Source organism: Saccharopolyspora sp. NPDC000995, from assembly GCF_053599315.1.
In genome coordinates this window covers 99,269-109,881 of record NZ_JBSFLZ010000008.1, presented here as the reverse complement: position 1 = coordinate 109,881, position 10,613 = coordinate 99,269, and the positions used below count along the sequence as shown (strand labels likewise).

Genomic DNA, 10,613 nt, shown 5'->3' with positions numbered 1-10,613 from the left:
AACGGTTCCATCTTCGCCCACTGCTCGTTCGTCAGATCACCTCGACCCACACGAAGATCATCTCAAACCGAGATCAACTTCTGAAACAGACCCTAAGTGGCTTAGCCAATGGAGGCTGCCATGCCGAACGCCACCAATTCCCATCGGACCCACCGCCGCCGCGCCGTGATCGCTATCGACTTTGAAGGGTCAGGGTCTACGGTGGGCGTAGTCCGGTACCGGCAAGGAAGGCGTCGATGAGGCCGGACACGTACTGCATGCGCTTGAGTCGGGTACGAGCCAGCCCAGCCATGTGGATGATCGTGCCCGCAGCCAGGTTGGCCAGACTCCGTTTCAGGTGTGACCACACGCTCTCGACCGGGTTGAGCTCCGGCGCATACGACGGGAGTTGGTAGACACGCAGCCATGTTCTGGTCGCCAGCAGCCGGCGCATGAGGGCCGAGGTGTGAGCGCCCAGGTTGTCCCACACCAGCACGATCGGCCCGCCCAGTTGCTGGTGCGCGGCATCCAGCAGAGCGGCAAAGTCGCGTTCACGAAAGCCTTTCTTCTCGCCCTTGCGGCCTCGGTGCACCATCATCCGATAGATCAGCCGGGATTTCTGGTGCGGTTTGTAGCAGGCCAGTGCGGCGATGGAGATCCGGCCGGAGCCCTTACCGGTCACCCTGACCACAGGCGTGTGTCCTCGCGGGGCCCAGGTGCGGGCCCTGGCTGGTCTCAGCGTTTGTCCGGCTTCGTCGGCGAAGCAGATCCACGCGCCCAGCCTGCGCGCGATCCTTTTACCGTTGGCCAGGTCGTCTTCTTCCACTCGGTGATCGCCTGTTCGTCGCGTTCGGCGGCCCGGCGGATCGGCGCCTGTGGGCTCCAGCCCATCCGGTGCAGTAGTAACGCCACGCCTTTGAGGCTGTAGGAGACGTGGAACATCCGCCCGATCAGTTTCGCCACCCTGGCGAGGGTCCACCGTTGGTCCTCGGTCCAGCCTGCCGCAGCTGGACCGTCTCGTAGGGCTTGTTCCAGGCGGGCGATCTGCTGCTGGTTCAACTTGGTCTTCGGGCCGGGCCGTCCTTTCGACGCCAATGCCTCGACCCCGCCAGCAGTCCACGCTCGCCGCCACGCCCGTGCCGACTTCTCCGATATCTCAAGCGATCGTGCAACTTCTGGAGGCGATGCCCCCGCTTGGAACATCTCCGCCGCTTGCCGGCGAACCTGTTCACGCCGGGCACGCGCTGTTGGGCCGGTGCCGCCACCATCCGCGTATCGCACATCAGGATCTTCTCCGAAAGTCCAGAATAGACCCCGGCGACACGCCGAACCCTGAAGCTACAAAGTCAGTAGCACTGTCGGCACGACCATCGAGTGGTACGACTTGTGACCCCCACGAACTAACGCGACGCACTAACGACGTCTATGCAGGTAAGAGCCTCGCCCGGCCCTTCGGGGGCACTGCACGCAAAGACCGTGGGGACCGACTCACCCACACATGATCGTTAGCGCTCGACAGAGTGGGGAGCAGGAGTTACCTTCCGCTGCGGGACCACGTGCGCGACGCGCACGAGAGAGAGGTCCCGTCGTGGGTTGGATCGAGCCTTCCCGCCGCGCCGCGAAGCCGTGGCGCAGCATCGTCTGGATCGGCGTCTGGTGTTTCGGCCTGGTTCCGCAAGAGTTCAAGCTCGGATTTGATCACGGCATCGAATGAAGAGGCATCAAACACGTAGTCGAGCACGGAGCTAATCGCGGTGATAGGCACCCAGACGTCTCCGAGTCGCTCCCGGATCAGGAAGTCGACGATGTCCCCAAATGGGACATCGAAGGCAGACTCCATTACAGACGGGCTGGTGCGAGCAAGTGGGTGACCTTTGACGAAGTACTTCCAAAGACTGCTCCATGAACAGCAGGTCACCGGAGGTAGGGAGAACTGCAATGTCGACGACATCGACACCGTAGTTCTCGCAGTTCTTAAGGTGCTCGTTCAACCGGGTCGCCACCGAGTTAGCGCGTCCCGCTTTGGTTATTCCGGTGCTGAGGCTGAGAACGTATCCGCCCCGGACGCCCTCCCACAGACGCTTCACATACCCCCGCCCTCCCGGGGAGGTCCACTCAACATGCGGGTTGAACATGTGAACCTGCGGATTGGCTGGGTCCGGCTGATGCTCCAGCCGAGCGGCGGCTTCACGGCCTCCGCGGCAGCCCGCTTGTGCCAGCGCTTCAGCCGTTGGTTGCACTCGGGGCTGCACTCGACGTGGGCCTTGCACTGCGTGGCTTGCACCGTAGTCCTCGCAGCCCGGGCAGAAGCGAAGTAGCCGCCCCGCTGACTTCGTTCACGCGCAAAGCAAACTCCCGGTTAACCTTCCGCGAACCGTGCGCTTGCCCAGCGGCTCCTAGCGTTGGTGGTGATCCTGTTGTCGGACGCGGAAAGACGGGGAGCCGATGCATGAATTGGCGGTGAACGTCCTGGACTCGCGGTCGTTGGTGACCGGTCTCGGGGCGCTCGGGGTATTCCTGGTGCTGTTCGCCGAGACGGGGCTGCTGATCGGCTTCTTCCTCCCCGGAGATTCGCTGCTGTTCACCGCTGGGGTGCTCGCGGCCACCGGCGTGTCAGGTGGCTCCGCCTTGCTGCCGTTGCTGGTCGCCTCGGTTGCGGGGGCGTTGGCCGGAGCGCAGGTCGGCTACCTGATCGGCCGACGCGGCGGGGCCGCCCTGCTCCGCCGGGTGCGAAACCGGCGTCTGCACGAAGGCGTGGACCGCGCGGGGCGACTGCTGGACCGCTACGGCTACGGCAAGGCCATCGTGCTGGCCCGGTTCATCCCGGTCGTGCGCACCGTGCTGAACCCGATGGCCGGGATCACCGGGGTGCCTGCCGGGGTGTTCACGCGCTGGCAGGTCGCCGGCGGTCTGCTGTGGACGGTCGGTGTGCTGCTCGCCGGGTACTTCCTTGGCACCTCGGTGCCGAGCATCGACGACTACCTCATGCCCATGATCGCCGTGATCGTCATGCTGTCCCTAGTGCCGGTGGCGTTGGAGGTGTACCGGTCGCGCCGGACTCCGGAAGCGCGGTGAAGGGCGCGCCCGTCTATCCCGACAGCGACGGGTACCTGGCGGCGACGCAGTTCGCGGAGCGCACGCCTTGGCTCTGGGCACCCGTGGTCCTGTTCACGACTTACGGCGTTATAGCCCTGCTCTTGGCGGTTCTGGGGATGCTGTGGTGGGCGCGACGAGCCGACTCCACCACCGCGGCGAAGGTGCTCTGGGTGGGCATCGCGGTAGTCGCGGCGTACGCGGTGAACAGCGCGTTGAAGGACGTGGTGGCCGAACAGCGCCCGTGCCGGGCATTGCCGGAAGTGATCACGGTGCTGCCTTGCGACGGTCCAACAGATTACGCGTTCCCCAGCAACCACACCGTCATCTTCGCCGCCTTCGCGGTGTCCACTTTGATCGTTCGCCGAAGCTGGGGCTACGTCGCGGTGGTCGTGGCGCTGTTGATGGGGTTGTCCCGCATTTACGTCGGGGCGCACTACCCGCACGACGTGATCGCCGCCTTGGTCGTCGGCGCTGTTCTCGGTGGCGCGTGGTTCGTCGTGCACCGTCCCCTGACTGCCGGTGTGGAGCGCTTGCGCAGAGCTGGGCTACGGGTCGGGTGATTCGGCAATTGGAAGCAGCAGGGTGAAGGTCGGCGGAACGGGCTTCCGCAGCCACAGACGTCCTCCTTCGCCCTCGGCGAGGCCACGCGCCAGCGCCAGCCCGATCCCGCGCCCGTCGCCTTCTCGCCGCTGCGTGAACGGATCCAGGTCGGCGTCGATGCCGGCCCCCTCGTCGGAGACGTCGATGGCCAACACGTCCCCAGCGTCCCGCGCGGTGACCGTCACGGTGCCCGCGCCGTGCGTCGTGGCGTTGTCCAGCAGGACCGCCAGGACCTGGCGGATGGCCGCGGCGGACGCGTTCGGCCGACCAGCCCCGGGCGCCGGGACCGGGACCAGCAGTTCCCTGCCCTGCGCGGCCAGCAGGCCGCCCCAGCTCTCCCGCACTTCTGCGAGCAGTTCGTCCAGGTCCACGGGCGCGGACCCCGACCCGCTGGTGCGGGCCAGGAGCAGCAGATCGTTGATCGTGCGTTCCAGCCGGTCCGCCGCATCGATGCTCGCCTGGATCGCGGGGCGGGGGTCCGGGTCGCGCGAGTCGAGCGCGGCCTCCAGCTGCAGCCGCAGCCCCGCCAGTGGCGTCCGGAGCTGGTGCGAGGCGTTCGCGGAGAACGCGCGCTCGCGGGCGAGGATCTCGCCGAGGCGGTGCGCGGTGGTCTCCATCGCGGAAGCGACGGAATCGATCTCGGGTATCCCGGCGCGGCTGGTGCGCACTATGAAGTCGCCCTCCCCGAGCTGCTGGGCGGCGTGCGAGAGCTCGTCCAGGGGCCGGGTGAGCCGCCGGGCCATGCCGCGCGCCATCAACCAGGCGGCGCCCACGGCCAGCACCGACAACCCGACCATGGCGAGCCAGGTCACGGCGGTGCGCAGGTAGACCTCGCTGTATGGGGTGGCCGCACGGACGACGCCGACGACCGTGCCGGTGTCGGCGATCGGCACCGCCACGACGAGATCTCCGCCCCCAGAGCTGGTCGCCACATCACCGCGCTGGGCGGCGATGACTGCTGGATCGGCGTCGGCGGGGCCGTTGCCGGTCTCGAACTGCCCGGTCGGCGAGTACAGCGCGAGCCGCGTCTCCGGCTGGGCCGGTGGCAGCTGGAGCGGGCGCTGGTCGCGGATCAGCTCGTCGGCGACGGACAGGGCCGCGGCCTCTGCAACGCGTTCCAGTTCCGCGCGCTCGTCCTCGAGGTAGTAGCGAGCCACAGCCGCAGCGAGCGGCAGGCCGAAGAGGCCGATCGCCAGCACGGCGGCCAGCACCGTGAGTGCCACGATGCGCCTGCGCACTGTCGCGCCTCCTCGCCCTGTTCAGCCAGCCATGTTCTCCAGCCGGTACCCGTGTCCGCGGAGGGTGGCGATCCTCGGCACGTGCTGGGGTGATGTTGCGGCCGCGGCGAGCTTCTGGCGCAGCGCGGCGATGTGCACGTCGAGGGTCTTGCTGGAGCCGTACCAGTGCTCGTCCCACACCTCGGTCATGAGCGTGTCCCGGCTCAGGGCCACGCCCGGTTCCGCGGCGAGGCGGGCCAGCAGGTCGAACTCCTTCGCCCGCAGCAACACCTCCCGGCCGTCGAGGCTAGCGCGCCTGGCCGCCGTGTCGATGCGCAAGCGCCCCACGGTGACGACCGCTTGGGCCCCGGCGGCGGGGCCACGCCGGAGGTGCGCGCGGATGCGGGCCAGCAGCTCACCGAGGCGGACGGGCTTGGTGAGGTAGTCGTCGGCGCCGGCCTCAAGGCCCACCACGACGTCCATCTCTTCGTGGCGCGCGGTCAGGATCACCAGCACGCACTTCCCCTGCGCCTCGCGCAGTCGGCGACATACCTCGACGCCGTCGAGGTCCGGCAGGCCTAGATCCAGCAGGACGAGCTCGAACTCCCGGTCACCGGCCTGCTCCAGGGCATCCCGACCGGTGCGCTGCCAGGACACCTCGTAGCCGTGCGAACGCAGGCTCAACTCCAGGGCCTGGCCGATCGTGTGATCATCTTCCACCACCAACAGCCGAACCATGCCTGCAGGATATCCACTACCATCCGCCGCGCCCCGATGCGGGAGGACTGCCGCCCAAGCGGCTTGAACAGCCGATACGGGGTCCGTGTGACGTTGGTGGACCAGCAGCGCGGCAGGTGGCATGGTGATCGCATGCCCGTCCACCACCCTGTCTTCGCACGCTTCTACGGCCGGCTGAGCCGGGCCATGGAGCGCCGCGGCATGGCCGAGCACCGCAAAGCGCTGCTCGCCGGCCTCACCGGAACCGTGATCGACATCGGCGCGGGAAACGGGCTCAACTTCGCGCATTACCCATCGACCGTGACCCGCGCCCTGGCCGTGGAGCCCGAACCGCACCTGCGCCAGGTCGCTCGGCGCGCTGCAGCGTCGGCGCCGGTACCGGTCGAAGTCGTCGACGGCGTCGCCGAACGGCTGCCGACCGAGGACAGTAGCGCCGATGCCGCGGTCGTGTCGCTCGTGCTCTGCTCGGTGCGGGATCAGGCGGTGGTCCTGCGGGAGGTCCAGCGGGTGCTCAACCCGGGCGGACAACTGCGCTTCCTCGAACACGTCCGAGCCGACTCCCCCGGCTTGGCGCGCGTCCAGCGCGCTCTCGATGCGACCGTCTGGCCCCACCTGGCCGGGGGCTGCCACTCCGGCCGCGACACCGCGGCGGCGATCGAGCGCACCGGCTTCACGCTCGACCGGCTGGACCGCTTCCTGTTCCCGGAAGTCTGCACCCCGCTGTCCTTCTACATCAGCGGCACAGCGGTGCACGGCAGAGCCGATTGACCTGCCTGTGGACGACGAGTTCCAGATCGTCCGAAAAGGACGTTCGATTCAGCGGTCCGCAGTCGTAAGCGTTGGACGATCCGCTCACCCTGCAGTCCTCGGCGGAGCCGCGGTGATCCTGCTCGCCGTCGCCGCCGCGATCCGTGCACGATGACCGCCCGCGAGCGCTTTTCCCGTTGTGAGAATCAGCGGGCCGGGGCCGACCCGCCCCAGCTCCTCGTAACTTGATCTCAATGCGGCGCGACTTGCTCACCTCGGCCTTGGGCACCTTCACCGAAAGCACCCCGTCCGCGAGGTTCGCCTCGATCTTGTCCGCGTCGACCTCCCCCGGCAGGGTTCCGCGGAAGGAGAAGCTGCCGGTGCGTCGCATCTTGCGCCGCAGCACACCGGTGTGCTCCTTCTCTCTGAGCTCACCCGTGATCCACAGTTCCTGCCCACGTACTTCGACGGCGATGTCCTCCCGGCGCACACCGGGCAGGTCGACCTCGAACACGTAGGCGTTCTCGGTCTCCTCCACGTCGACCATCGGCTGCAACGCGACACCGGTCCGCGTCATGGCCCACCCCGGGTCGAAGAGCTGTCCCATGCGATCCCAGATCTCTTCCAGCTCGCGGAGCGGCTCCTGCCACATATTCGGGGGCCCCGCCCACTCCCGACATTCGCCGCGTCGGACGGGCATCCGCTCAGCGATCCTGATCCCTCCCCACAACACGTGCGTTCCGACTCGGTACGTACCCGTCGCCGCGGCCGCACCAAACCACGTTTATCCGGCCAGTTATGCGGGAACTGCTGGCGGAGGAGCCAACAAATGGTGCCCGGTTTCCTGCTGCCTTTCGGCTACCGGCATTCGCTTCTCGGGTCATCCTGTCCCCGCTGGGGAGTTCCGCGTTCCTCACAGTCGGCCTACCAAACGACACTTCGCTTGGACCCCAACGGGATTGTCACGTTCCACATCAGACAGTTACGACCGGGTTGGATGCCCTCTGAACCCCGGGGACGGTGGTGCGCTCCCGCCCGGCCAAATTCCTCCGGGCGGCACCCGCCGCCTCACAACGGCCGGCCCCTATCTCCCACTACTGCATCCCATCGGTGGGAGTGCTCATGACGAGGCGTCAACGAGGGTTCACGCGATTCACCCGTCCGGAGTTCGTGGCGGCGCCTCTGCGCGATCCGCTCGATGATCAGCGGCCGCAGCTCCGCGACGTTGCGGACCCGGTCGGCGTTGGTCGACAACCGCGCGTCGTCGGCGAGTTCCGTGATGCCGAGGACGTCGGCGAACTGGCTGAACTGCCGGTCGTTGCCCGCTCCGATGAAGACTGGTTGAGCACCTGCTGGCCGCCGGACGCTGCGAAGTCCACGCAGATGTTTCGTCTTGTTCTGTTGATCCACGTGTGGTTGGCGCTCATCGTCTCGCTGGTGAACGGCGGCCCCCAGGTGCGTGTGTCGTCACTGGCGGGCGGCTCGATCTTGATCACCTCGGCGCCGTGGTCGGCGAGCATCTGGCAGCACAGCGGCCCGACGAGAATGCGGGACATGTCCACGACGCGGATGCCGTGGAGGCTGCCGTTCGGTGCGGTCATGGCGGATCGCCGTTTTGATCGGCGGTTGCGGAAATGGTTTCGGGCGGGCGTGCGGCGAAGGGGTCCGCGGCGATTTCGGACGAAGGTAGCCGGCCAGTTCTTTCCGATCACGCAACTTTGCGCGCTGCGCAAAATTCCAGTACCGTGGTCGTCATGGGCATTGAGGATCGCGAGCGGTCAGGGTTGCGGGAGCGCAAGAAGCAGGAGACCCGCCTAGCCCTGAGCTGGGCGGCCATCCGCCTCACCGTGGAGCGGGGACTCGAGGACGTGCGCGTCGAGGACATCACCGCCGAAGTCGGCGTATCCCCGCGCACCTTCAACAACTACTTCGCCAGCAAGGGCGAAGCGATCGCCGCGCGACACCTGGAAAGAGCCCGCCAGATCGCGGTGGAACTGCGCGCGCGGCCGGAATCCGAACCGCTGTGGGAGGCCATCACCAACGCCGCGATGGCGCAGTTCGGGCTGGAACAGGGCACCGGTGAACGACAACCGGACCGGCAGTGGCTCGACGGCGTTCGCCTGATGGTTTCCGAGCCGGCGCTGCAAGGCGAGTTCATCAAGGCCAACGCAGCGGCCGAGTCCGAACTCGCCGCCGCCATCGCCGAGCGCACCGGCACCGACTCGACGCGCGACCTGTACCCGCGACTGGTGGCCGGTGCGGTCGGAGCCGCGATCGCGGCAGCCATCGGGCACTGGCTGACCGCCGAAGAACCCACCCCGGTGGCGCCGGTACTGCGCGACGCCCTCCAACAACTCGCCAACGGAATGCCCGTCCGCTGAGCAACTCGACCGTCGACCCGGCGCTGCCGGGTCGACCGACCATGCCTTTTCCGTCACATCAAGGAGAAAAGCTTTGATCGCCGATGTCGTGATCGCGGGTGCCGGCCCGAACGGGCTGATGCTGGCCTGCGAGCTGAGCCTGGCCGGGACGAAACCGCTGGTGCTCGAACGTCTCCCGGAACGCGCGACCTTGCAGCGGGCCAACGGACTGGTCGGGCAGGTGGTGCGGATGCTCGACCGCCGAGGCCTGCACCAGCGCTTCAGCGGCAGCTCCAAGCCACCGCAACCCGCTCCGGCCTTCGTGTTCGGCGCGATGCCGCTGGATCTCAGCGCCATCGAGGACAACCCGATCTACCTGATGCAGGTGCCGCAGCGCCGCATCGAGCAGGTCCTGGAAGACCGGGCCGTCGAACTCGGAGTGGAAATCCGCTGGGGCCACGAACTCGTCGGGCTGACCCAGGACGACGATGCGGTCGCCATCGACGTCGCCGGGCCGGATGGCCCCTACCGGCTGCGCGCCCGGTACCTGGTCGGCGCGGACGGTGGGCACAGCCCGACCCGCAAGTTCTCCGGCATCGGTTTCTCCGGTGTCACCAGTGAGAAAATCGTTTCACGCCTGGCGCACGTCAGCATCGCGAGCTCGCTGGTCGATCCGGCGACGGGCGGGCTGGACGTCCCCGGCTACGGCGTCATCCCGCCGTTCATGCACCATCGCACCGAACGAGGGGTGTTGGCGTACGCCCCTTTCCTCGACGGCAGAACGACGGTGTCCACAATGGAGTGGAACTCGGCCGGAGCGGACGGAACCGAGCTGACGCTGGAGGAGCTGCGTGCGAGCGCGCGCCGCGTGCTCGGGGTGGACTTGCCGCTGGAGCCGCCAGAAGGCGATGGCCCGCACCTCGCGCGCCGGTTGACGGGCGGCAACACCCGGCTGGCCGACCGGTTCCGGGACCGGCGCGTGCTGCTGGTCGGCGATGCGGCCCACGTGCATTCGGCGATCGGCGGCCCCGGCTTGAACCTGGGCCTGCAGGACACCGTGAACCTGGGCTGGAAGCTCGCCGCCGAGCTGCGGGGCTGGGCGCCGCCCGGGCTGCTCGACAGCTACGAAGCCGAGCGACGGCCCGTGGCCCGGCGAGTGGTGATGCACACCCAGGCCCAATCGGCGCTGCTCGCCCCGGGCAGCGAAACCACAGCGGTGCGAGAGCTCTTCGGTGAACTCCTCCGCGAGCCGCGCAACATCCAGCACATCGCGGACACGATGGCAGGCGCGGACGTCCGCTACGAGATGGGCACTTCCGCGACGCACCCGCTGGTCGGCCGGTGGGCGCCCGACCTACTGCTCGACACCGAAACCTGCACCGTTCGGCTCGCGGAGCTGACCGCGGACGCCCGGCCGCTCCTGCTCGACATGACCGAAAGCGCCGCGCTGTCCGAAGACCTCTCCGGCTGGAATGACCGGGTGGAGCTGGTCAGCGGCCTCGCCGGGACTTCGACGACCGCGATGCTGCTGCGCCCGGACGGTTACGTCGCCTGGGCGTCGAGTTCCGCTCAACCGGACACCCAGGAGCGACGGACCCTCCGCGAAGCCCTGACCACGTGGTTCGGCCCCGGGGAACAGCCGGTCAGCAGCGAAACTTGATGTTCTCAATCACCACCGGCAGGGCGGGTTCGCCGTCCTGGTCGCCGTTCTCGCCGAGCGCATCCGCGCCGCGGGTGGCGAGGTACTGCAGGAGCCCGTCGACCAGCCGTACGGCGTCCGCGACTGCGCCTTCCGCGACCCCGCGGGCAACATGCTGCGCTTCACCCAGCCCCGCGAGCCGTGATCCGGTCCTCGTCGTGATGCCGAGCTCGGGTC

General features: G+C 68.0%; 13 protein-coding genes and 2 pseudogenes. 8 read left to right on the top strand and 7 right to left on the bottom strand.

The genetic code is table 11. From position 1 onward, the window contains the following. The coding region (locus ACWDKQ_RS05150) for a hypothetical protein (RefSeq protein ID WP_450137475.1) at positions 1–185 on the top strand (185 nt) is incomplete at its 5' end. An 11-nt stretch (positions 186–196) separates the two neighbouring features. On the opposite strand, the gene ACWDKQ_RS05145 is transcribed toward ACWDKQ_RS05150, so the two are convergent. Together ACWDKQ_RS05145 and ACWDKQ_RS05140 are read right to left on the bottom strand one after the other, a co-directional pair. After that, positions 197–805, bottom strand: a complete 609-nt coding sequence (locus ACWDKQ_RS05145) for a transposase (RefSeq protein WP_450137474.1) — start codon at positions 803–805, stop codon at positions 197–199. Then, positions 715–1,260, bottom strand: a complete 546-nt coding sequence (locus ACWDKQ_RS05140; RefSeq protein ID WP_450137473.1) for a helix-turn-helix domain-containing protein — start codon at positions 1,258–1,260, stop codon at positions 715–717. The genes ACWDKQ_RS05145 and ACWDKQ_RS05140 overlap by 91 nt, the downstream gene beginning before the upstream one ends. A gap of 307 nt (positions 1,261–1,567) precedes the next feature. Here ACWDKQ_RS05140 and ACWDKQ_RS05135 point away from each other — a divergent pair, with 307 nt between their 5' ends. From ACWDKQ_RS05135 to ACWDKQ_RS05125, 3 genes are all read left to right on the top strand, one after another. Further along, entirely contained in the window at positions 1,568–1,693 is a 126-nt protein-coding gene (locus ACWDKQ_RS05135) for a hypothetical protein (RefSeq protein ID WP_450137472.1), read from the top strand. Positions 1,694–2,424: 731 nt separating this feature from the next. Then, entirely contained in the window at positions 2,425–3,054 is a 630-nt protein-coding gene (locus ACWDKQ_RS05130) for a DedA family protein (RefSeq protein WP_450137471.1), read from the top strand. Next, complete coding sequence (locus ACWDKQ_RS05125; protein WP_450137470.1) at positions 3,051–3,635, top strand: phosphatase PAP2 family protein; 585 nt, start codon at positions 3,051–3,053, stop codon at positions 3,633–3,635. Before ACWDKQ_RS05130 ends, ACWDKQ_RS05125 begins: the two co-directional genes overlap by 4 nt. On the opposite strand, the gene ACWDKQ_RS05120 is transcribed toward ACWDKQ_RS05125, so the two are convergent. Both ACWDKQ_RS05120 and ACWDKQ_RS05115 read right to left on the bottom strand, forming a co-directional pair. Further along, entirely contained in the window at positions 3,621–4,913 is a 1,293-nt protein-coding gene (locus tag ACWDKQ_RS05120) for an ATP-binding protein (protein WP_450137469.1), read from the bottom strand. The genes ACWDKQ_RS05125 and ACWDKQ_RS05120 overlap by 15 nt on opposite strands. Positions 4,914–4,934: 21 nt before the next feature. Then, entirely contained in the window at positions 4,935–5,630 is a 696-nt protein-coding gene (locus ACWDKQ_RS05115; protein ID WP_450137468.1) for a response regulator transcription factor, read from the bottom strand. Between the two features lie 132 nt (positions 5,631–5,762). On the opposite strand from ACWDKQ_RS05115, the gene ACWDKQ_RS05110 reads away from it, so the two are divergent. Next, a complete protein-coding gene (locus tag ACWDKQ_RS05110; protein ID WP_450137467.1) occupies positions 5,763–6,398 on the top strand; it encodes a class I SAM-dependent methyltransferase in 636 nt (211 codons plus the stop codon). Here the strand turns inward: ACWDKQ_RS05110 and ACWDKQ_RS05105 are convergent. From ACWDKQ_RS05105 to ACWDKQ_RS05095, 3 genes and pseudogenes are all read right to left on the bottom strand, one after another. Further along, entirely contained in the window at positions 6,364–7,077 is a 714-nt protein-coding gene (locus ACWDKQ_RS05105; protein WP_450137466.1) for an Hsp20/alpha crystallin family protein, read from the bottom strand. The genes ACWDKQ_RS05110 and ACWDKQ_RS05105 overlap by 35 nt on opposite strands. A gap of 368 nt (positions 7,078–7,445) precedes the next feature. Beyond that, on the bottom strand, positions 7,446–7,787 hold the full coding sequence (locus ACWDKQ_RS05100) for a CoA transferase (RefSeq protein ID WP_450137465.1): 342 nt from the start codon (positions 7,785–7,787) through the stop codon (positions 7,446–7,448). Beyond that, positions 7,785–7,897: pseudogene (locus ACWDKQ_RS05095) on the bottom strand (CoA transferase); the annotation flags it as partial. The gene ACWDKQ_RS05100 and the pseudogene ACWDKQ_RS05095, both read right to left, overlap by 3 nt. A 234-nt stretch (positions 7,898–8,131) precedes the next feature. Between ACWDKQ_RS05095 and ACWDKQ_RS05090 the strand changes: the two are divergent. The 3 genes and pseudogenes from ACWDKQ_RS05090 to ACWDKQ_RS05080 all read left to right on the top strand — a co-directional run. After that, positions 8,132–8,758, top strand: coding sequence for an acyl-CoA-like ligand-binding transcription factor (locus tag ACWDKQ_RS05090; protein WP_450137464.1), 627 nt, complete (start codon positions 8,132–8,134; stop codon positions 8,756–8,758). Between the two features lie 76 nt (positions 8,759–8,834). Further along, the gene (locus tag ACWDKQ_RS05085) at positions 8,835–10,397 is read left to right on the top strand and encodes an FAD-dependent monooxygenase (RefSeq protein WP_450137478.1); all 1,563 of its coding nucleotides are present in this window, start codon (positions 8,835–8,837) and stop codon (positions 10,395–10,397) included. Positions 10,398–10,452: 55 nt separating this feature from the next. After that, positions 10,453–10,581: pseudogene (locus tag ACWDKQ_RS05080) on the top strand (VOC family protein); the annotation flags it as partial. Positions 10,582–10,613 lie beyond the last annotated feature (32 nt).

Coding starts and splice junctions, on each gene's coding strand:
- ACWDKQ_RS05115 (WP_450137468.1), bottom strand. CDS start 5,630: ATGGTTCGGCTGTTGGTGGTGGAAGATGATCACACGATCGGCCAGGCC.
- ACWDKQ_RS05090 (WP_450137464.1), top strand. CDS start 8,132: ATGGGCATTGAGGATCGCGAGCGGTCAGGGTTGCGGGAGCGCAAGAAG.
- ACWDKQ_RS05130 (WP_450137471.1), top strand. CDS start 2,425: ATGCATGAATTGGCGGTGAACGTCCTGGACTCGCGGTCGTTGGTGACC.
- ACWDKQ_RS05105 (WP_450137466.1), bottom strand. CDS start 7,077: ATGCCCGTCCGACGCGGCGAATGTCGGGAGTGGGCGGGGCCCCCGAAT.
- ACWDKQ_RS05110 (WP_450137467.1), top strand. CDS start 5,763: ATGCCCGTCCACCACCCTGTCTTCGCACGCTTCTACGGCCGGCTGAGC.